The sequence below is a fragment of the Ravibacter arvi genome, from assembly GCF_039540405.1.
Classification (GTDB): domain Bacteria; phylum Bacteroidota; class Bacteroidia; order Cytophagales; family Spirosomataceae; genus Ravibacter; species Ravibacter arvi.
Genome location: NZ_BAABEY010000002.1, coordinates 336,433 through 357,638, shown reverse-complemented (window position 1 = coordinate 357,638; position 21,206 = coordinate 336,433). Strand labels below are relative to the sequence as shown.

Annotated in this window: 14 protein-coding genes; 6 read left to right on the top strand and 8 right to left on the bottom strand. The window is 50.6% G+C overall.

The features are described 5' to 3' along the window. The first annotated feature begins 12 nt into the window (after positions 1–12). The 4 genes from ABD852_RS02935 (at position 13) to ABD852_RS02920 (ending at position 5,026) form a co-directional block, all read left to right on the top strand. Positions 13–2,595 carry a family 20 glycosylhydrolase gene (locus ABD852_RS02935; protein WP_345026521.1) on the top strand — a complete coding sequence of 861 codons (2,583 nt, stop codon included), beginning with the start codon at positions 13–15 and terminating at the stop codon, positions 2,593–2,595. 95 nt (positions 2,596–2,690) lie between these two features. Then, positions 2,691–3,551, top strand: a complete 861-nt coding sequence (locus ABD852_RS02930; RefSeq protein ID WP_345026520.1) for an ROK family protein — start codon at positions 2,691–2,693, stop codon at positions 3,549–3,551. Between the two features lie 27 nt (positions 3,552–3,578). Next, complete coding sequence (locus tag ABD852_RS02925; RefSeq protein ID WP_345026519.1) at positions 3,579–4,820, top strand: MFS transporter; 1,242 nt, start codon at positions 3,579–3,581, stop codon at positions 4,818–4,820. Positions 4,821–4,894: 74 nt separating this feature from the next. Continuing rightward, positions 4,895–5,026, top strand: coding sequence for a hypothetical protein (locus ABD852_RS02920; RefSeq protein ID WP_345026518.1), 132 nt, complete (start codon positions 4,895–4,897; stop codon positions 5,024–5,026). A gap of 431 nt (positions 5,027–5,457) precedes the next feature. Here ABD852_RS02920 and ABD852_RS02915 read toward each other — a convergent pair whose 3' ends face one another. The 3 genes from ABD852_RS02915 to ABD852_RS02905 all read right to left on the bottom strand — a co-directional run bounded on the left by ABD852_RS02915 (position 5,458) and on the right by ABD852_RS02905 (position 9,911). After that, positions 5,458–6,837: a putative oxidoreductase C-terminal domain-containing protein gene (locus ABD852_RS02915; protein ID WP_345026517.1), complete on the bottom strand. Its 1,380-nt coding sequence runs from the start codon at positions 6,835–6,837 to the stop codon at positions 5,458–5,460. Positions 6,838–6,996: 159 nt separating this feature from the next. Beyond that, the gene (locus ABD852_RS02910; protein WP_345026516.1) at positions 6,997–8,109 is read right to left on the bottom strand and encodes an acyltransferase family protein; all 1,113 of its coding nucleotides are present in this window, start codon (positions 8,107–8,109) and stop codon (positions 6,997–6,999) included. Between the two features lie 128 nt (positions 8,110–8,237). Beyond that, positions 8,238–9,911: a VRR-NUC domain-containing protein gene (locus tag ABD852_RS02905; RefSeq protein WP_345026515.1), complete on the bottom strand. Its 1,674-nt coding sequence runs from the start codon at positions 9,909–9,911 to the stop codon at positions 8,238–8,240. A gap of 141 nt (positions 9,912–10,052) precedes the next feature. On the opposite strand from ABD852_RS02905, the gene ABD852_RS02900 reads away from it, so the two are divergent. After that, positions 10,053–11,246, top strand: coding sequence for a phosphoglycerate kinase (locus tag ABD852_RS02900; protein ID WP_345026514.1), 1,194 nt, complete (start codon positions 10,053–10,055; stop codon positions 11,244–11,246). Between the two features lie 74 nt (positions 11,247–11,320). On the opposite strand, the gene ABD852_RS02895 is transcribed toward ABD852_RS02900, so the two are convergent. Both ABD852_RS02895 and ABD852_RS02890 read right to left on the bottom strand, forming a co-directional pair. Continuing rightward, entirely contained in the window at positions 11,321–13,261 is a 1,941-nt protein-coding gene (locus ABD852_RS02895) for a hypothetical protein (protein ID WP_345026513.1), read from the bottom strand. 27 nt (positions 13,262–13,288) lie between these two features. Next, on the bottom strand, positions 13,289–14,299 hold the full coding sequence (locus ABD852_RS02890; protein ID WP_345026512.1) for a PDDEXK nuclease domain-containing protein: 1,011 nt from the start codon (positions 14,297–14,299) through the stop codon (positions 13,289–13,291). Between the two features lie 37 nt (positions 14,300–14,336). On the opposite strand from ABD852_RS02890, the gene ABD852_RS02885 reads away from it, so the two are divergent. Further along, positions 14,337–14,546 (top strand): hypothetical protein, encoded by a 210-nt coding sequence (locus ABD852_RS02885; RefSeq protein ID WP_345026511.1) that lies wholly within the window; start codon positions 14,337–14,339, stop codon positions 14,544–14,546. On the opposite strand, the gene ABD852_RS02880 is transcribed toward ABD852_RS02885, so the two are convergent. The 3 genes from ABD852_RS02880 to ABD852_RS02870 all read right to left on the bottom strand — a co-directional run bounded on the left by ABD852_RS02880 (position 14,543) and on the right by ABD852_RS02870 (position 20,815). Beyond that, positions 14,543–15,610 carry a DUF5017 domain-containing protein gene (locus ABD852_RS02880; RefSeq protein WP_345026510.1) on the bottom strand — a complete coding sequence of 356 codons (1,068 nt, stop codon included), beginning with the start codon at positions 15,608–15,610 and terminating at the stop codon, positions 14,543–14,545. The genes ABD852_RS02885 and ABD852_RS02880 overlap by 4 nt on opposite strands. A 24-nt stretch (positions 15,611–15,634) precedes the next feature. Continuing rightward, positions 15,635–17,470 (bottom strand): RagB/SusD family nutrient uptake outer membrane protein, encoded by a 1,836-nt coding sequence (locus ABD852_RS02875; RefSeq protein WP_345026509.1) that lies wholly within the window; start codon positions 17,468–17,470, stop codon positions 15,635–15,637. A 114-nt stretch (positions 17,471–17,584) separates the two neighbouring features. Continuing rightward, the gene (locus ABD852_RS02870; protein WP_345026508.1) at positions 17,585–20,815 is read right to left on the bottom strand and encodes a SusC/RagA family TonB-linked outer membrane protein; all 3,231 of its coding nucleotides are present in this window, start codon (positions 20,813–20,815) and stop codon (positions 17,585–17,587) included. Positions 20,816–21,206 lie beyond the last annotated feature (391 nt).

Here is a 21,206-nt window from a genome sequence, read left to right as displayed (position 1 = left end):
TGCGTGATATTTATGAAACACATTTTCAAGTTCGGTTGTCTTTGTTTTATGGCGCTTGTATGGGCTGCCTGCTCATCCGGCGGCCGTGAAAAAGAAGGTAAACAGGGCCAGGTAGGCGTTTCCTGGAAGCTTGTAAGCAACTTTGGCGACCCGACCGGGACGTTTGAGGCCAGGTTCCGGCTGAACAACCAGAGTGGCGACACACTGTCTGACAGCAATTGGGCGCTTTTTTTCAACATGTCTCCCCGCCACATACTCGAAGGGAAAACTGCCCAGCCGGCTGTGTTAAAGCACCTGAATGGCGATTGGTACAAAATGGTCCCGGAAAAGGGTTTCATTCTGGCGCCGGGGGATTCCATAGAGATCCGGTACTGGGGAACTGAAGGTGTCATCAAGGAAACCGATGCTCCGCTGGGGCCGTACTTTGTGTTCTACAACACAAAAGGTGAGGAACTACAAACCGTACAGGTCGAGGACTACAGAATCGAACCATTTACCTCCCGGGAGCAACTGTTGCGCGACAGCACCGACCGGTTGGAAGCCCATTCTCCCGGAAAAATCTTCAGGCAAAACGCCTGGATGAGCGAAGTGCCGGCGGATCAGATCCGGAAGATTATTCCAAGCCCGGTCTCGTTCCAGCCGCTGAAGGGCAAGTTTGAACTGAAAAACGGTTTTACCATTTCCTATGCGGCAGGTTTAGCCGGTGAAGCTCGCCTGTTAAAAGAAAAATTCAATGCCGCGACCGGCCTTGACGCTACACTCAAAGAGGGCCATGCAGGAGGAGACGTGGTTTTGGCCATCGGCCAGGTCGAAGGACAGAACGGAAAACCGGAGGCGTACCAGCTGCAGGTAGACGAGAAGGGCATCCGTATTATCGGAACCGATCCGGCCGGCGTTTTCTATGGTACCCAAAGCCTTTTGGCGCTCGTTCCGCTTGAAAGATGGAAAGATAAAACCGGCAAGGTAACACTGGATGGCGTGTCTGTTAAGGATGCACCGCGGTTTGGATTCAGAAGCATGCATTTTGATGTAAGCCGTAACTTCCAGACGAAAGAAACCGTATTGAGAACGATTGATCTTCTTTCCTTCTACAAGATCAACCACCTGTTGCTTTATGTTACCGAAGACGAAGGCTGGCGCGTTGAGATCGAAGGCCTGCCGGAGCTCACCGAAGTGGGTGGTAAGCGCGGACACGTTGCCGGAAAGGAAGTTGCCGCGCTGCACCCTTCATATGGTTCAGGCCCGGTACCGAACGAAGCCGGTAAACATGGCAGCGGATTTTACACGAAGAAAGAGTTCATCGAAATATTGAAATATGCGAAAGACCGCCATATCACCGTCATTCCCGAACTGAACTTCCCCGGGCACGCCCGTGCGGCTATCAAGGCGATGGAAGCCCGTTACGAGCGTTTGATGAAAGCCGGGAAGCCGGAAGAAGCCGAAGAATACCGGCTCGTAGATCCCGATGACCAGTCTCAGTACCTTTCCGCACAATTTTATAAAGACAATGTGGTGAGCGTGGCGAGGGAATCGACCTACCGTTTTTATGAAAAGGTTGTAGACGCCTACGTGGCTATGTACAAAGAAGCCGGCCTCACGCTCCGGAAATTTCACACCGGCGGCGACGAGGTGGCGGAGGGAGCCTGGACGAAATCACCGTTGGCACAGAAGCTGATGGCAGCAGATCCTTCTATCCGCGACCCCAAAAACCTGCATATCTATTTTTTCCGGAAGCTGCTGCCCATTCTCCTCAAAAAAGGATTGGAGGTACACGGTTGGGAAGAAATAGCGCTCAGGAAAAATGAAAAGGGGGTTTACGACCCCAACCCCGAGTTTGCCGGCAAACATGTAGTTCCCTATATCTGGAACAATCTCTATGACCTGGACCTCGGGAACCGCTTGGCCAACGCAGGGTACCCCGTGGTGCTTTGCAACGTCACCAACTTCTATTTTGATCTGGCTTATAACAATAATCCCGCAGAGCCGGGGCTGTACTGGGGGGGCTTTGTGGATACCAGGACCAACTGGGAATTTGCGCCTTACGACTATTTTAAAACTACCTTTACCAATTCCATGGGCGCGCCGCTTGATTTTTCGCGAGCGGAAAAGCTCCGGCCTGATGCCCGCAAAAATATCATAGGAATAGAAAGCCAGCTTTGGGCGGAGACTGTGAAAGGCCGGGAAATGATGGAATACTACATTCTCCCGAAATTACTCGGATTTTCGGAGAGTGCCTGGTCACCGGAAAGGAGCTGGGAGACGATCGAGCAGCCCGAACAGCGCAGAAAGCAGGCGGATGCAGAGTGGAATGTTTTCGCCAACCGGTTGGCGAAAACCGATTTGCCGCGATTGGCTTACTTCAATGGCGGTTATAACTATCGCATTCCTGCTCCGGGTGCTATTGTTGAAAACGGGATACTGAAAGCCAATACGGAGCTTCCGGGGCTGGCAGTCCGGTATACTACCGATGGCAGTGAGCCGACGCTTTCGTCACCTGTATATACCGAGCCGGTTTCTGTAGCCGGGAAATTAATACGCGTGAAGGCTTTTGACGCCAGCGGGCGGGGAAGTAAAGCAACAGAAGTGAATCCATAACCATTTGATAGCCGACGAAATTTCATCCTGATTTTTTATCATTTATTAACGCTACTCGGGCAGCAGGTTCTGCTGTCGGTCTGAGGCAACACAACATGAATATTGTAGTAGATTTAGGCGCAACCAACCTTCGCGCAGGGCTGGAAAAAGACGGCATTATCTCGGAAGAGAACGCCATTGTCCTGGAAAACAAGCACAGCCTGGAGGCCACACTATCACAGATAATTGACTTCCTCAAGCCTTATGCCCTGCACGACGCGCAGAGTATCGGCATCGGTGTACCATCGGTCGTTGATATTGTCAACGGAATTGTTTACAATGCGGCCAATATCCCTTCCTGGAAAGAGGTTCATCTCAAAGAGGTGCTGGAATCGGCTTTCGGCATACCGGTGTATGTGAACAATGATGTCAATTGCTTTGTATTGGGGGAGCATCGTTTCGGACTGGCAAAAAACTATAACTCCGTCGTCGGGGTATGCATCGGGACCGGGCTGGGTACCGGGATTATTGTGAACAACCAGTTGTATACGGGGGTGAATTGCGGAGCCGGCGAGCTGGGGCACTTGCCTTACCTGGAGCATGACGTCGAACACTATGTGTCGGGCAGTTTTTTTGAGACCCGCTACGGCCTGAGTGCGATGGAGGCGTCCCGGAGGATGCAGACGGAAAGGGAAAAGGCGCAGCCCATGTGGAACGAATACGGGGTTCACCTGGCGCATGCGCTGATTACCGTCATGTACGCCTACGATCCGGAAGCGATCGTACTGGGCGGGTCGCTGGCCAAAGCTTTTCCTTACTTTGAAAGACAGATGTGGTCTACTATGGAAGAACGGTTTGCCTACCCGGAATCACTCCGGAAGCTGAGCATCTTCCCGTCAGTGGATGAAACGATCTCCTTGCTTGGCGCGTCGCTGCTTTCGCACCAGGATTCCGGGACGTTAATCGATCACAAATAGTTTTAAATGAAAAATACCGGAACAATTATGCGTTTACCCCCGATAGTCCTCCTGATTTTTTTCATCTTTTTTGTCATTTCATTTCTTTCGAATATCCTGGGGCCGCTCATTCCGGATATTATTCAAAGCTTTGACCTGAGCCTCGGCCTGGCCGGCTTCCTGCCGTTCTGTTTTTTTGTTGCCTATGGTGTGGCTTCCATCCCTGCCGGTGTACTGGTTGAGAAATTCGGTGAGAAAACAATGATGGTAGCTGCGTTCGGGCTAGCGTTTGCGGGTGCAGTCACCTTCGGACTTAACCCGGTTTTCGGTACCGCCTTGCTTTCACTTTTCCTGATCGGGATTGGCATGGCCATTTTGCAGGTAGTGATCAACCCGCTGCTGCGCACTGCCGGAGGAGACGTTAATTTCGCCTTCTTTTCTGTCATGGCGCAATTGTTTTTTGGCGCCGCTTCTTTTCTGAGCCCGATGCTCTACAGTTACCTGGTCCGCAATGTGCATGCAGGCGAGGCACAAAACGGGTTGATCCGGCTTTTTAATTCATTGGTGACGCCCGAACTGAAATGGGTGACGCTTTACTGGGTGTTCGCCGTAATCGCCTTGCTGATGGCGGTGTTGATTGGCCTGGTGAAGTTTCCCAAAGTGGAGCTGAAGGAGGATGAACGAATTGATACGGGGCAGGCTTTTCGTGTGCTGCTTAGAAACAAGTTTGTATGGATGTATTTCCTGGGCGTCTTCTGCTATGTAGGGACTGAGCAGGGCGTCGCTAACTGGGTTTCACAGTTTTTGCAGGTTTACCATGGTGTGGATGCCAGCACGACGGGAGCCACCGTTGTTTCCTGGTTCTGGGGCCTGCTGACGATCGGATGTGTGCTGGGCCTTTTCCTGCTTAAAATCTGGGACAGCCGGAGGGTACTGGTAGTCTTTGCTATGGGAGCCATATTGTCGCTTTTGTCGGGCCTTTTTGGACCCACGCAGGTAGCGTTATGGGCGTTTCCCCTGGTGGGCTTTTTTGCCTCGGTGATGTGGTCCGTGATCGTTTCGCTGGCGTTGAACTCGGTATCGCAATACCACGGTACCTTTGCCGGTATTCTTTGTACCGGTATAGTCGGAGGAGCCGTCGTGCCGCTTATTGTGGGTACGCTGGGAGATTGGATAGGCCTGCGCAACGGTATGTTGTTTCTCTTCCTGACGCTTGGCTATATTTTAAGTATAGGTATTTGGGCCCGTCCGCTGGTCAATAACGCTACACTCAAAAAGCGGAAGGAATAGGAGGTGTTTTGTGAAGGCGCGTGTCGGTCCTCCTGAGAAAGAAGTTTTTTTTGCGAAAACACCTTGTAGCGGGGGTGACAAATAGATGTTGTCAATGGAAGTCAATAGTAGCCGGAGGCTACCACCCGGACGGTCATCCTGAAGCGGAGCGCAGCGGAGTCGAAGGATCTCCTGTTGTTACTAAGAAGCCCGGCGGAATAGATTGAGTGCCGGGAAGGGGAGATCCCTCCACTGCGGTCGGGATGACCCTCCGGTCGGAGCGGCTTCAAACCTGTTGTTGTCAATGGTAGCGCATCTGCCGGATGGTCATCCTGAAGCGGAGCGCAGCGGAGTCGAAGGATCTCCTGTTGGTATTAAAAAGCCCTCTGAAAGGGATTAGGTGCCGGGAAGGGGAGATCCCTCCACTGCGGTCGGGATGACCATCCGGTTGGAGCGGCGCCATCCATCGTGTTGTCAATGGTAGCGGAGCGCAGTGGAGCCAAAGGATCTCATGCTCAAAGAGAAAAGCCGTTTTAACAGTGGGATTTGGGTTTTGTGAAGGGGAGATTCCTCGGCTTCGCTCGGAATGACGGTAGCCACTAATTCACGAATAATTCATTCGTGAATTAGTGGCTACCTTTACTTCCTGCGGGAAATATCACTTCTTCTGCGCTTTCTTCAACGCTTCAGTAGTAATGTAATACTTGGTCAGCATGTTCGGAACCTCCCATTCCGGCAATTTGCCCTCTTTCAGGAAGCCCATATATTTCTCCGCTACCTGGGCGAAATGTGCCTCGTGGCCGGTGTCATATTTCTGGGGAATAACAACTTCCCAGCCTTTAGCGATCTTTTTCAGCTCTATCCCCGGGAATTTATCCTGCGCCGCTTTGAACGCTTCTGCCAGCTGCGCCTCATAATCAGCGGCATTACCAACAGGCTCAATGTAAAGAACCGGTTTGAAATTCTGCTCCTTACCCTGGCGGATGATCAGGTTGGCCTTGCTTCCTTTCATGATGGAATAATGCGTGTCGCCGGTACCTTCCGGCGCCTGGTAATTCCAGATAACCACTGCCTTCGCGTGAACACCTTTCAGTTTGTAATTGATTTCGCCATTGGCATACACATCCAACACTCCGTCTTTTACATCTTTCGTAAGATAAGCCGGGAAACTATCGGCCTTTGTTGAAGCTTTGAACTGGTCAAGCGTCAATTTGGTAGGGTACCTTTTTACTTCGCCAAGCTCGACATCGCTCTCATAGTTGATCACGGTTTCCGGGAAGGCAGCCCATTGAATCATATCGATCAGGTGAGTGGTTACATCTACAATTCCTTCACCCTGTTGTTCCACATCATAAAACCATTGCGGACGAACCAGCGGTTGGCCGGATACGAATTTGTAGAAATGGTGAACGCTCTCCTTTACAATTGAAGGATCTTTCGGCGTACCTTTCTGCAGTTCTCCGAATGCGGCGGCCGACTGGGCCAGTTCTCTCTGAAGTGCATTGGTAACTTCATAACGTTCGGTCATGATGTCATACAGAAGCACATTTTTCTCTTTTGCCGAAGCGAAAGCCTGCTTCAGCAATTCAAATCCTTCCGGGTTGATGGCCATCGGCTTATCGGCGAGGACGTTCAGCCCGGCATCCACCGACCGCTTGATAAAGTCTGTCTTCTTTTGGTTATTGCCGGCCAGGATAACGAGGTTGCCGCTCTTGTCGCCGATCGCCTTCTCAATAAAATCTGCGCCCTTGTAAACCTGCTCATTCCATTGAGTAGGGTTTTCAGGCCGGGAGTTGTACCGTTCTATGGCCGCCAGGTAGGCATTTACGTCCGGGCCGTCGGTCGCATACACGTGAACCACCGAATCGACGTCCTGGTACATCTGTTTCTGCACAAGGGCAGCATGGAAATGGCCCGGTTCGACTACCACCAGTTTAATAGGCTTCCCTGTTGAAGTTTCCTCTTTCTTAGTTGGACTGCACGCGGTAAACATCGCCATCGCAACGGCCGTAGGGGCCATTATTTTTTTGTGAAGCATGATTGAGATTATAGTGAATTACTATGTTTGACTTAGCTGTGAGGTTTGAGCTGTGAGGTTTGAGCTGTGAGGTTTGAGCTGTGAGGTTTGAGCTGTGAGGTATGAGGTTTGAGATGTGAGCTGATCAGCAAGCTGCCCTCATACCTCATACCTCACCCCTCATATCTTAAAGAAAATCCGTTTTTTATAAAGAAAATACATTAACCACCAGATTAGGCCGAGTGCTCCGATTGCGCTGAAAACTTCGTGCCACTTTGGGTCTGTAAAGCTATACAATCCTCCGAAAAGCATCTGAGCTGTTTTTTCAAAATCGATAAAACGGTACAAAAGGTAAATCGCAATCGAATTTAAGCCGATAACTTCAAAAAAGAAAGTCCAGCGGCGCCACTGAAGTACCTCAATGACGTAATAGAAGGCGGCAAGGAATATAAACGCCATTCCCGCAGTAAGCAGAATAAAGGGGCTCGACCAAAGATGTTTGTTTACGGGGAAGTGTTGCCCCCAGATAAGGGCGACAACGATGGAGACCGCTCCGCACGCAAGGAGCCAAAGCGTTTTGGCGTTTTCGGTGACATCAGTCGCGCGTAGCTTTGAACCTGCAAATGTCCCCAGAATGCTCAGGCACATGGCCGGGAACTGGGTCAGCAGGGCATTTTCATCGTAAGTTTTCTGAAGAAGGCGCCCCGGCATAAAGGTCCGGTCGAACCAACCGACCAGGTTCCCTTCGAAAGAGAGATCGCCCGCTCCGAAACCCGGCACCGGGATTAAGAACAAAGCAGCATAATAAAGCAGCAGAATGGATACCACGCCGGAGAACCTTTGTTTTGGGGTCAGGTACAGGTAAAACAGAGCTCCGAAAAAGGTAGCGATACCGATGCGCGCCAATACTGTCCCGAAGCGAATATTGGCAGGGTGGAAAAAGTCTATCGGGATGTTTTTATCGACGATCCCCAGCAAAAACAGGATGATCATCCGTTTAAAGACTTTCTTCATGAGCGTTTCCCGCCCCAATCCTTTGCTCAATCCGCTTTCAAGCGAAAACACCAGTGAAACACCGGCTATAAACAGGAAAAGCGGGAAAATGAAGTCGTAGAAAGTAAAGCCATGCCAGGCGGGGTGGGTGAGCTGCGCGGCCACGGCGTCTACCCAGGCCAGGCCGGTTTTGCCTTCCAGGCGTTCAATAAATGCGCCGCCGCCTGCTATTAACAGCATATCGAAACCGCGAAGCGTATCTACAGATAGAAGTCTTTTAGGAGGTAAAGTCTGTGACATAGGGGATTAGGATAGATTTGTTCCTGATAAAAAAGAAAAAAGTACCCCATGGCGGCTTTCTAACGCTTTTCCCGATTTTTCAGGCGCTGTATAGGAGCAATATCTTGTTCGGTGACGGGGCATACTCGTCAATAGGACCATTTCACACGTACTATTTTGCTGGCGACACCGATATCTCTGAAGAAATGCTGCCAATAAAGCTGGCGGGAAGAAAGGTGATCATTGGGTGATTTTATTTCTACAAAACAGTATTCATTTTCTTTCCACACGAACAGGTCGGGAAAACCCCGGGTCTTGTCCCGCAGGTCGGTTGCCATTTCCATTAATATCAGCAGGAGCTGTTCGGCATCCAGGTACCTCGTAATCGCGAGCAGCTGATCGAGCAGTTCATCGTACCAACTCACCATCACATTGGCAGTACCGTATTTATCGTGAAATGTTTGTGCCAGGTTCGTGCGTATTTTTTCAATGGAGTCGAGGGCTTCCTTTTTCTGCTGCAGTAAATGGGCGCGTTTCTGGTAGAAATCCGGCAGGAAAAAATCGGAGGGCACACGCTGCAAGGGGTGGTGGATCGCCTGAACGTTCTGATCGTAAATAACATCCCAGAAAAGGAGGCCGAAAATGGCCCGCCAGGGAATATTTTCGCTGAAAAATGCTGCATAACCCTGCCGGATATAATGGTGGGCTGCACCTGTTTCCACCTGGTGCCGGAAAGTGAACGGCACCGAAATCTGATCGGCCTCGTGCAGGGCACGTGTGGTCTGCCGGACGAGTCTTTTACCGGACCTTGAAAGCTTTGCCAGGAAGTCGTTGCCGAAATACAGCTCGTCGGCATTTTGCGGGGCCGCCTTCATTTCTTCACAGAGACCGGCGGCTTCATCAACAAAACCCAATTTGTGAAGCAGCCTCACTTTTCGCTCCCGTGCCGGCGGCAGGGTCGTTAATTCGTACAGCTCGAGCGCCTGAACCGGAAGTTTTTGCTTCTCCATCCACCCGGCTGCCTTTAAAGCCAGGCGTTCGAGCCCGGGCGCGGCCGAAGGCGACAAATCCGCCATCAGGTCGGAATGGCCAAGGATAAACCATTCGTATAGTACCTGGGGTATTTCCGTTAAGGTCTTTTCATAAAAAGTCTCCCTGAACCTGGAAACCGCCCAGGCGTCGTCTATTTCTTTTCTTGACTGGAACCGCTGGGAGAGGGTTTCTTCTTCAAATGACTGAAAACGCACATGTCCCAGGTCACGGATTACAAATTCCGACATATCGTCATAGCGATTGCCAAAAAAGAGGAATTTCAGCAGGTCAACTTCTTCCGAGTAGAGCACTTCAACGATATTTCCTTCCGAAATTGCAGTTCCGAACAAAGGTTCCGGCTCGTAATCGTGTATAAGCCAGCGGACCAGGTCGGGCTTCCGGATGCTTTTCAAGGGCATAATAACCGGTTTGAGCGCGCCGGCTACCGTCATCAGCTCTCCTTTGGTCAGCATATCGAACAGGGATTCGAGGTCACGGTTCCCGGAGAACACCGGCGGGCGCGCGAAACCGCTCCGGATCAGTATTTCCAGTGACGCCGCTGTATCTTCAATTTCCGGGTAGTCAAGCGATCCGGCTTTAAAATAACGCCCTTTCCTGTTGCTCATCCGGATAAAAAGACACCGGGAATCCTCCGGCAAGTCTTCGTAAGCGCTCAAAAACTGAAGTTCGGCGTCATTCATCAACTGACCGTACATGGACTTTACAAAGTCAACCAGGTAGTCGAAGTAACTTAGGTAATACTTGGGAGGCAATACAATCGGTTCCGCCATAAATCTAGGCCATTACGCCAAATAAACTTCTGCTGTGTTGTATTATAAGTGGATAAAGTAGCAGTATACATGCTAGTTATAGAATATTCAATTGCATTGGTTTACTTTTGCTTTCCATACATCGATAAGCCGTCGTATTTTATGAAAACAGTTGACTCCTTTAATTTTTCGGGACGTAAGGCCCTCGTAAGAGTAGATTTCAATGTTCCTCTCAATGAAAAGTTTGAAATTACTGACGATACGCGTATCAAAGCAACTATCCCTACTATTACAAAGATACTAAATGATGGGGGGGCAGCCATACTGATGTCCCATTTGGGAAGACCGAAAGACGGCCCCACCGATAAATTTTCACTGAGACACCTGGTGACGCCGCTGTCATTAATTTTCGGGCGCACAGTGAAATTTGCCGATGACTGTATCGGAGAAAGCGCGGTTAGCCTGGCTGCAGGCCTTCAACCGGGTGAAATACTGCTGCTCGAAAACCTGCGTTTTTATAAGGAAGAAGAGAAAGGCGACCAGGCTTTTGCCGAAAAACTGTCCACACTCGGAGATGTCTGGGTAAATGACGCCTTCGGGACTGCCCACCGGGCTCATGCTTCGACTGCGGTAATCGGTCAGTTTTTTAAAGATAAGGTTGCCGGTTATGTACTCCAGGCAGAGCTGGATAACGCGCAACGCGTTTTGGAAGAAGCAGAAAAGCCTTTCACCGCTATTATGGGCGGCGCAAAAATTTCCGATAAAATATTAATTATCGAAAAGCTCCTGGATAAGGTAGACAACCTGATCATCGGCGGCGGCATGTCTTATACTTTCGCCAAAGCACAGGGAGGCAGTATCGGCAGCTCTTTGCTGGAAGCCGACAAGCAGGAGCTCACGCTGGAGCTGATCGAAAAAGCAAAGGCAAAAAATGTGAAGCTTTACCTGCCGGTTGATACGGTGATCGCCAATGATTTTAAAAACGATGCCGAGAGGAAGGTAGTGAATGCAGGAGAAATTCCAGACGGGTGGGAGGGCCTCGATATAGGACCGGAAACTGTAAAGCTATTCAAGGAAGTAGTAGAAGGCTCCAAGACGATTTTGTGGAATGGCCCTATGGGGGTTTTTGAATTCCCGAATTTTGCCAAAGGTACGAATGCCATTGCCGCCGCAGTGGTACAGGCTACCGAAGAGAATAATGCGTTTTCGCTTATAGGCGGAGGAGACTCAGCCTCAGCCATCAACAACGCCGGTTACGGCGACCGCGTCAGCTACGTTTCTACCGGTGGCGGCGCCCTTCTCGAATACATGGAAGGGAAAGTACTGCCGGGAGTGGCGGCGTTGGAAGAGGTATGAGGTTTAAGGTGTGAGGTGTGAGGGACGTTAGCGCCACCCTCATACCTCACACCTCATAACTCACACCTCATAACTCACACCCCATAACTCCACAAATGCGAATCACACACAAAGTAAACCTTGCCGTCGTGGTAGGTACCGCCGGCACGGATGGGTTGCGGGGATTCGGCAAGTAATTCAATTGCATACGTCTTGGTATCGAGGCGGGCTACGCCCTTTCGGAGCAGAATATAAACGTTATTCCGGTCACCTTTTACGAAGATCCGCGGGCCTTGCTCCAGGACTGTTTTCCCGAGGCCCAGCTCCTTGTCAATATTTACCTGCTTCACCAGTTTTCTGTCTTCAGGATTCCAGATAAAAAAGTGCTGTGCGTCTGCGAATCCGGCAATATTCCCGTTTTTTAACCTGAACAGGTCGTTGTACCCTTGTACGCCCGGGATTACGGGCTCCTGCCATACTACCTTTCTGCTTTTTTCATCCAGGATAAACAAGGTAGCCTCGTGTGCCTTTTTCTCGCCGCCGCTGCCGGGTGTGGTCGAGGTTCCGGCCAGCAAAAGGTCATGTTTGAGTGCAAGCATGGTCATGATGGAATGGTTGAGAATCAGGTTTTCGTCCGGTACTACTTCCATTTTCTCGGTTTTTTTGTCCCAGATTACCAATCCGCCGCCGGTTACGCCGTAGGCAGGTCCGCCGGAGAAAAGCACGGTTTCCCGCTCGGGGTGTATCAGGATCTTGAACGGCCTGTAAACATCCGGTTTCGACTCTCCCAGGTAGGCCGGATTTCCCGGTTCCTGCACCTTCCCGGTTTTCTTATGGGGCCGGGACGGGTCCCAACGGAGCAGGAAACCGCCGGGATAACCGCCTACATAGAGGTGTTTTCCATCGCTTTCAACCGTGTTAAACTGACCGTAAGCATCGTAATTCTTCCATTCCCCGTTAGCGGGATTAAAGCTGAATTGCCGCATCGGGAAGGCAGTTCCACCGCATATAGTCTTATCAGGTCCCAGGGCAACACCCATCACAATAGCTCCGTCGCTGGTGTAGCTGAACTTTAATTCTTTGTCCCCGCCGGCCACCGGATCGGAGATGGTAAGGGTATTGGTGACGAGATCGAGCTTTTTGACCTGTTTTCCGCTTTTGAAGTCTTTGTGAAAAAGCGCCTGGCTTCCTGAAATGTAAGGGACGGGCTGCTGCGGGCTTCTTTCCACACGCCGGACTTTGCCGTCGTACAGGGCCACCCAGCCATCTTTGTCACTTTCAAGTGCTTTCCCGTATACGCTGCCGTCCTGGTCCCGGTAGAGGTAAGCCAGCCCTTGTTTTCTTTCGCCTTCAGCCAAGATGGAGTGCGTTTTTGCAGTAGACGGGTCGAAGCAGATGATCTGACTGGCAGTATACCCTACTGCCAGGTAGACCCAGCCCTTGTCGTCGGCGGCAATATAGCGGGGGTATTGCTGCCAGTTTTCCTTGTTGACAACGCCGTAATCCGTGAACTTCCTGCTTTGGGGCTCAAAGGAAGTAAGCCCGCAGCCTGGATAGCTTACCGCCCAGATGGTGCCTTTGTCGTCTTCGGTCAATGACATAGCAGCGCCTTGTGTGGCGTGGCTGAAAGTAAAGGCGCCCTCCACCGGGTCAAACTCAACAAACTGTCCTTTGAACAACGTATAGAGCTTGTTCTGACCGGAGAGAATAGAGGCATATGGTGCATCGCCGGGTGTGAAAGGCATTTCGAACTGCTCACTTTTCCCGGTTTCGGCATCGATCATCAGCAGGGCATACCCGCCGCGGTGGTCAAAAAGCCAGAGGAGCACCACATCTTTTCCATTTCTGCCGGTAGTGGCCACTACGCCACGATGCTGGCCGATAGGCGAGGCAACTCCATGATCGGTAAATTGCCCTTTTGACGTGAAGAGCCTTCCCGTAGCTGAGGCCAGCCCGGGCGCAAGCCCGATACCAACCCCCAGGGCTGCGTTTTTTAACAAAAAATCTCTTCGGCTAATGGAGGTTTCTTTTTTCATTATGATTGACATACAATATCTGGTGAGTTAAGTACCTGCGTTATTTCCCCTTTTTTCAATTTCCTTCTTCACTTCCTCGATCAATTGCTGTTCAGTTGGTAAATAAAGCTTGTACTCACTTGCGATTATCGTTTTATTGGTTTCAGGTAGTGATATTTTTACCACTGCGTTGTTTTTTTCAGCGCATAATAAAATGCCTATCGTTGGATTTTCGAAGTCACGTTTCTCATATCGATCGTAATAATTGACATACATCTGTAGCTGTCCAATGTCTTGATGGGTTAGTTTTGTAGTTTTTATTTCAATAATGACAAAGCATTGGAGTAGCCTGTTGTAGAAGACCAAATCAATAAAGAATTCGTCTCCTTCAATGTGTAACCGCTTTTGCCTCGCCACAAATGCAAACCCATTGCCCAACTCCAATAAAAAATCATGCAGATGGGTTATTATAGCCTGTTCAAAATCCTTCTCGTAATAAGATGCTTCCCGATGCAATCCTAAAAATTCCAGATACATCGGGTCTTTAATAATTTCTTTTGCATCCGACGGCTGCTTTTCGTTACGGGCGACGGATAAAACATTTCTGCGGTCGTTACTTATGAGAAGTCGCTCCCATAGACTGCTGTGAATTTGCCGCTCAAGCTGCCGGACTGTCCAGTGATTTTTTACAGTCTCAGCAATGTAGAAATCTATTTTATCGCGATTGTCAAGCCTTATCAGCAATTTATACTGACTCCAGCTCAATTGCGAATACAGTGTATTCGCAATTGGAAATGAACGATAAAATTGACGGGAGAGCTCTATTTGACGTTTAGAAAAACCGCTTCCGTATTCCGGCTCGAGCTGTTCAGCCACAAATTTGGTCAGGTAATTCCCGTAGTCTGCACGTTCTTTTCCCTGTTGCTCCTCTTCGAATATACGCTTTCCTATTTGCCAGTACATGAGGGTACGCTCGTGGTCCACAAGACGGATGGCCTTTTCTTTCGCGCTAAGTATGATAGCCTTAATGTCTTTGATTACCGATTGGGCTACAATCATATTTCCGGATATTTGTTTGAAAACTTACAGAAAACAGATGGGAGGCATATACAGGGAGCAGCGAAATAAAACGCTGGACGATCAAAGTTACTTCAATGAATTGGTTACATCCGGTATTATGTCGCTTAAAGATCCACTAATTAAGAATATCGGAAAAAACGACAGGCCCGGTCAAACGGGCCTGTCGTGGTACCTGCCGGGCTTTTGCCCGGTTCCGGCTAACCGGAATTTGCAGCAGACCGATTAGGGAGCAATAGTCAGATTGACCTTCTTGATAATCGTTTTTTGCTCATCTATCGTGCTGTTAGACGCTACAAAAACAACTTCGTAGGTTCCGGGCTTGGTGAAGGTATAGGGATACTCCACCAATTTAGGATTACGTATGCCACGGATCGCGATGGGCCTGTCAGGCGCAAGCTGCACCTCGTTGGTAGTAATGGCAGAGCTGACCGCCCAGGTTTCGCGCAGCGGATCGTTATACGGGCTAGCCGGGTCATACGGCTTGTACTCAGGCCGGACTGCCAACGGGTCATATTGATCCGACTTCGGGTCGTAAATCGGGTTTTTGGGGTCGTAAATCGGATTTTCCGGATTGTATTTCGGATCTGCTGGGTCTTCGTAGGCATTGCCCCGCAGTGAAAGCCTGGTGCCGCTCATGGTTGTCCGCGACGGATTATTGGCCTTGTCTTCGTCCACTACGGTGAATGCCGCAAATGCCTGGTCTTTCACCACCAGGGGGCTGCCGTTGAAGAGCTCAATGCTCTGTACCGAAAAGTTTTCAATCATCCACGTTCTGACTGCCCCGTTTACGAGTTGCGGCCGGGTAAGGTATTTGAAAGCTACGTACACCGGTCCTCCACCCTCGGTAAAGCTGGAGATATTTTTTGAACCGGAGTTTACAAAAGTGGTGCCGGTCCCCAGTGCCACGCTGTCGGTAATGTCCACCCAGGTTGCCGCCTTGATGCTGGCCAGGCTGGAATAGTCTCCCTTGAAATCGTTGGAGATAAGGACCGACAATTGTTTGTCCTGTGTTCCACCGGTAACTGCGCTGTTGAAAGCCAGTTTGGCTCCCTTGTAGTTAAACGTGATCTTACGTCCCTCCCGGAAATTGTAATCGCGGCTTTCCTCACCGGAGAAGAAAGAAATCATGTCTGCATTGCCCGTAAACTTGAAGTTTACAGGCTGTCCGACTTTATGTGCAGTGCCGTCAACGGTTACATCAAAGTCCGGCGCTGCGTCGACTTTCAGATCTTTCTCACAGGAGGAGAAGAAGATCATCGCGGCGGGTATGAGCAATTTAATTCGTTTCATAAATCTGTTTTTTTACACGACTGGTTACCAGCCTTTGTTTTGAACCATAGAGGTGTTGACCGTCATTTCGGCAGCCGGAATCGGCATCAGCAGGTCTTTCTCGGATACGTTGGTAAAGTACTTCACGTAGAACTGGCCGGGTGAATCCTGCTGCGCCGTATTGCCCATGTCCTGGCAGACCTCCAGGAATACGCCCCACCGGATCAGGTCGGCCTTGCGGAGGGCTTCCCCGGTAAGTTCACGCATACGCTCGTCCATAATAGCCTTGTGAAAACTCGCCTTGGTAGCAGTCTGGGCCGCCGGAAGCTTTGCGTCTTCAGGCGTATAAATGGTCGCTTCGGCCGTAGCGCCGGTGCCGCCCGCGCCCTGGATGGTGACGGTAGGGACAGACGTATAAACGCCCTCCTGGTAGAAGTTCACGCCGGTAGCGTCGCGTTTCAGGTTGACGGCCGTTACTTTTCCGCCGGATACTACCGCTACGGCCTCCGCATTGGAACCGTTTCCGGCCGAAATCACAACTTCCGGTGCGGTGGTATAACCGGTTCCGCCGTTGGTTACCGTTATCGCTTTTACCCCTTTGGACCACCCTCTCCACCTGATGTTGTTAAGAATTTCAACTACTTCAGGAGTCGGGCCATTCAAAGCGTTTTCCGCTTCCGCGTACATAAGGAGTACATCGGTGAACCTGAGAATGGGTACGTTTTGCGGCGTGCGCTGCGGTGACTTCGGCTGAACTGCTTCGTATTCCCTTCTCCATTTGGCGGGTCTCAAGCCGTATTTGGCGGTTTCGGTGGCAGGGAGATTGCTAACCGTTTTGGCGCCGTTTACCGAGCTATTGCTCACGTAGGCGAAATGTGCAATGTTCCAGAATTTCCTCGCATCTCCCGGTTCAAAGATGTTATAGAATTTCGCGGTTATGCTCATATAGGAATCTGCGCGCCCTGTAGCAGAAGTAGCAGCAGAAGCAGGACCGTTGATCCATCCCTGGTTGCCGGTTTCCGAATAGTTGTCGAGACCATTCCCGAAAAACTCCACTTCAAAAATACTTTCCTTGATGTCATAAACATCCCCGGCCAGGTTCATGAAGATTTTAGGATAGTTCGGGTTCATAGCGTGATTGGCCTTGGTATCGTCAATCACCATTTTAGCCCATTTTTTGGCTTCTGCGTACCGGCTTTCGTCTTTCAGCGGGAAGCCGGCCATTTTCAGGTTTACGCGGGCCAGTAGCCCCCTCACGGCCGACTTGCTGACCGCACCGCCGAAACCCAGGTCCGTGATATCCGGCACCAGCGCTTCCGCTTTTTCCATATCGCTCAGAATCAGGTCGTACACCTCTTTGTCCGTATTACGGGCCTGGTTCACGTCTTCAACGGAAGCAGTCGGTTCGGTCTTGATCGGAACTCCGCCATAGTACTGAACCAGCAAAAAGTAATAATAGCCGCGTAAAAAATAAACTTCTCCTCTCACCTTGTCACGATAAGCCTGGTCTATTTCAGGGTTTTTATCGACGTTGGCCAGCAATACATTGGCGCGGTTGACCCCCTGCCACAAGGCAGACCAGGTACCGGCGTTGTACGGATCCGCGGTAGAATAGAAATAGTTCCAGGGGCCGGCGGTAAGTGTAGCCCGGTTCATATAGGCGGCATCGCCGTCCCAGCCAAGCAGGTACTGGGCATATGTCCCGTAAAGTCCGCCTGAACCCAGAATGTCGTATACGCCCGCCCGTGAAAACTCCAGGTGCTCCTTTGTCTTGTAGTAAGCGCCCGGGTTCAGGAAGTCAGTGGGCTCGGTCGTCAGAAAATCCTTGCACGCGGTCGTCCCGAACATGAGTGCTGACAGCGCTATATATTTTATTTTCATCTCTGTAAAAGTTTTGAGTGATTAGCTGATAGTCTTGAGCAGTGAGGGAGGAGCCTTGAGGGCAAATTCCGAAAAACATTTAGCCCCCTCAGACCTCAAACCTCACACCTTAAATTAGAAAACAGCCTTCACGCCGAACGTAATGGTTTTTGCCTGTGGATAACCTGAAAAATCAAATCCGGGAGACAATACTGCGCTTGACAGCGTCGAAACTTCGGGATCCAGGCCGCTGTATTTTGTCCAGGTCAGAAGGTTTTGAGCCGCCACGCTCAACACCAGGCTCTTGAGATAGGCTTTGTTGATCCAGGTTTTAGGCAGCGAGTAGTCGAGCGATACCGTTTTCATTCTCAGGTAGGAACCGTCTTCGACATTTTTGGAAGAATACAAACCGATCACCCCCTGGCCTCTGCTTCTGTAGTTTTCGTTGGTAGGGTTTTCAGGCGACCAACGGTTCACATAAGAAGCATACTGGTTCACCAGCACCCGCATGTTGCTGTTTCCTTCAAGGGCTAGCCGGTTGGCATTGTAAATATGGTTGCCGTAGGCCCATTGGAAGAATACATTCAAGCTCAGGTTTTTGTACCGCAGGTTATTGTTGAACCCACCGGTGTGCAGCGGTTGACCACGACCGATAATGGTCATGTCATTGTCGTCAATGGTGCCGTCGCCGTTCATGTCACGGTATTTGATATCTCCCGGCTGAATGGTATTCCGTACCGAACCGTTGCTCGGGATGTTGTCTTTCAGGATGTAAACTCCTGCCGACGGGTTATGAAAGTCCTCAAACTGGTAGTTACCCTCCCAGATAAACCCGATCATTTGCCCGGCCGGCTTCCCGATTTCAGACATGTAAAGCGGCTTGTTGAAGTGCGACTCGTATCTGCCGTTTGCCAGAACGCTCTGCTGCCCGTAAGTCAGCTCCATGATGGTGTTCCGGTTGAAAGAAATGTTGAAGTTGCTGTTCCAGGTGAAATCGCGTGTTTCAACATTGGCGGTGTTAAGCGTAACTTCAAGTCCGCGGTTGCGAAGCTTCCCGATGTTTTTGTAGGCGGTTGAGAAACCGGTGGAAGTAGGTAGCGCCGCATTGAGAAGCAAGTCGGAGGTAATTTTGTTGTACACGTCAACCTCCAGCAAGATGCGGTCTTTAAAAGCACCTAATTCAAGGCCGATGTCGGTGGTATTGACTTTTTCCCAGCGAAGGTTCATGTTCCCGACCGACGAAACCTGTACGGCCTGAAGCGGGGTGCTGTTGTTAAATGAATACCCGCTCAGTACCTGCGACAATGCCGCGAACCGGTCAAAGTCGTTTACCCGGTTGTTACCGGTGCTACCATAGCTGGCCCTGAGCTTGGTGGTCGAGAGAACCGGGAAAGCCTGGCGGAAGAAGTTCTCTTTGTCGAGGTTCCAGCCGACTGCCGCGCCCGGGAAATATCCCCAGGGGTTCAGAAACTTGGACGATCCGTCGGCGCGGAAGGTGAGCGTCAGCAAGTATTTGGATGCAAAACCGTAGTCTATCCGTCCCGCATACGAAACCATTGTATTCTTGCTGGTCCACGAGCGCGGATTGTAGGGCACCCCCTGGTCCAGGCCGTCAATTCCCAGCTCTTCGTTCGGGAGCAGGCGCCCGCCGTACCCGTTTTGCGACCTCGTAGTACCATTCAGTCCGAACAGCGCAAATGCATCAAAACGATGCAGCCCGAATTCCTTGTTGTAATTGAGGGTATTTTCGTTAGAAAACAGGTAGGAGTAGGTATTGGTAATGCTCCCATTCACACCATTCACGTTCAATGGGTTGTAAGGGCTTCCCTGCGAAGTTTTGGAGTTAAAGAAATTCTCATCTACGATCCGCGCGTGACGCAGGCCGCCGATGGTCTTGAAAGTAAGCCCTTCGGCCAGTTTTACCCTTACAAATGCATTCCCGTCAACCGTGCTGGTCATATTGACCTGGTGCTGGTTCTCAAGGTCAATGAAAGGGTTCACCCGGAAATCAGAGTTGTTCACCGCCGATTCATCGGCTTCCTCTGTTACAAGGTTAATATCTTCGCCAATCGGCGCAACCGGCCGGTATACCCAGGTACGGAAAAGGGTATAGGTCGACGGGCTGGCGTTACCTGCTGACGCATTAATCTGCTGGCCGTATTTTTTGACACCCGTATAGTTGACCGTTACGCCGGCGTCAATGTTTTTCGCCAGTTTCTGATCCAGCGTCACCCTGCCCGAATACCGGTTGTAACCGGTATTGATGATCACACCCTTCTGATCAAAAATAGAACCCGAAACCGAGTATTTGGTCTGGTCGTTTCCACCCCTGATCGATACGCCGTAGTTCTTGATGGCGCCGGTCCTGAAAACGAGGTCCTGGAAATCGATTCCTTTGACATTTCTGTAATCCTCAAGCGTCTTCCCGTTCCTGAAATAGGCCAGCGTTGTGGCAGACGTCGGGTTCATCTCCATCTGGTACTTGAGAAACTCGTAGGGGCTCATCAGCTCCTTTTTCTCAGGTTGCCCCTGGAAGCCTATTGAAGTGGACAGGGTAATTTCCGGGCGGCCGGCTTTTCCACGCTTTGTTTTGATCAGGACCACGCCGTTGGCAGCCCGGGATCCGTATACGGAAGCGGAAGAGGCATCTTTCAGGATAGAGATCGATTCGATGTCTTCAGGGCTGAGTGTAGAAGGATTAAAGTCCTCTACGGGAAAATCATCAATTACGTATAAGGGAGATGTCGATTGGGTCAGAGAGCCTGCTCCGCGGATCATAATTTCAACACCGCCGCCGGGCTGACCGTCATTCGACATTACACGTACCCCGGCCGCACGGCCGGCTAGCGCGTCAGCAAAGTTCCCGACAGGCGCCTTTACCATATCACTCACCTGCAGGGTGCTGACAGAACCGGTAAGATCGCTCTTTTTGACCGTGCCGTAACCCACCACAACAAGTTCGTCAAGCGCTTTGGAATCGGCCTCGAGCTGCACATTAATTGTGCTCTGCGAGCCGACGGTTATCTCCTTGGTCAGGTAACCGACGAAGGAAAACACCAGGATATCGTTGGGTGAAGGGACCTCAATCGTATAGGTACCGTCAGGATTGGTGGCAGTTCCGTTCGATTTCCCCTTCACAAGAATGGTAACCCCGGGCATTCCCTCGCCCTTTTCGTCGATGACGCGGCCCTTGACCTTAACGGCCATCTGTCCCTGGGAAATCATACTGTGTGCGTGCAAAGGCAGGAGAGGGTTTGCCTTACCATCCACAGTACCGGCTGCGGCAAGCAAAGCCAGGGTACAAATCCTGGGTTTGAACCACTCGGGTACTCTGGAGCTCCTTTTCAGGTTTGTTTTTCTGCTCATTAGTAATTGTTAGTTTGAATGTCTGAAAACCGACTTCCCGTTTCAGGGACGCGCCACGACAGAGGTCGCGGTGAATGTCGATCTGATCCGGACCAGGGTGGGTCCGCCTTTTACCTGCCTATTTTTTCTCCGAATAGTGCAGGATGATTGAAAGAAAATGTGGGGAATAGTTAAGGTTTTAACATAGGCTGATACAGATTAGGTAGAAAAAGCGAGCCGCGATTGAAATTGGCGCCGGGTCTTGGTTAAAAAGGGTATTGGGGAAGCACCGGCAGGTACCCAATAGCAGGCTTCGTGTCGACTTCCTATAATATCAAACCGGGAGAAGGCCGATACTCATTTGGAATCATAGTTTAAATGCAAAATATCCTGCCTCCGGGTAGGAAACAGG

What these genes read in the sequence shown, in the direction of transcription:
- ABD852_RS02935 (WP_345026521.1), top strand. Translation starts at nt 13, where the DNA reads ATGAAACACATTTTCAAGTTCGGTTGTCTTTGTTTTATGGCGCTTGTA.
- ABD852_RS02930 (WP_345026520.1), top strand. Translation starts at nt 2,691, where the DNA reads ATGAATATTGTAGTAGATTTAGGCGCAACCAACCTTCGCGCAGGGCTG.
- ABD852_RS02925 (WP_345026519.1), top strand. Translation starts at nt 3,579, where the DNA reads ATGCGTTTACCCCCGATAGTCCTCCTGATTTTTTTCATCTTTTTTGTC.
- ABD852_RS02915 (WP_345026517.1), bottom strand. Translation starts at nt 6,837, where the DNA reads ATGCTTCACAAAAAAATAATGGCCCCTACGGCCGTTGCGATGGCGATG.
- ABD852_RS02910 (WP_345026516.1), bottom strand. Translation starts at nt 8,109, where the DNA reads ATGTCACAGACTTTACCTCCTAAAAGACTTCTATCTGTAGATACGCTT.
- ABD852_RS02905 (WP_345026515.1), bottom strand. Translation starts at nt 9,911, where the DNA reads ATGGCGGAACCGATTGTATTGCCTCCCAAGTATTACCTAAGTTACTTC.
- ABD852_RS02900 (WP_345026514.1), top strand. Translation starts at nt 10,053, where the DNA reads ATGAAAACAGTTGACTCCTTTAATTTTTCGGGACGTAAGGCCCTCGTA.
- ABD852_RS02895 (WP_345026513.1), bottom strand. Translation starts at nt 13,261, where the DNA reads ATGAAAAAAGAAACCTCCATTAGCCGAAGAGATTTTTTGTTAAAAAAC.
- ABD852_RS02890 (WP_345026512.1), bottom strand. Translation starts at nt 14,299, where the DNA reads ATGATTGTAGCCCAATCGGTAATCAAAGACATTAAGGCTATCATACTT.
- ABD852_RS02885 (WP_345026511.1), top strand. Translation starts at nt 14,337, where the DNA reads ATGGGAGGCATATACAGGGAGCAGCGAAATAAAACGCTGGACGATCAA.
- ABD852_RS02880 (WP_345026510.1), bottom strand. Translation starts at nt 15,610, where the DNA reads ATGAAACGAATTAAATTGCTCATACCCGCCGCGATGATCTTCTTCTCC.
- ABD852_RS02875 (WP_345026509.1), bottom strand. Translation starts at nt 17,470, where the DNA reads ATGAAAATAAAATATATAGCGCTGTCAGCACTCATGTTCGGGACGACC.
- ABD852_RS02870 (WP_345026508.1), bottom strand. Translation starts at nt 20,815, where the DNA reads ATGAGCAGAAAAACAAACCTGAAAAGGAGCTCCAGAGTACCCGAGTGG.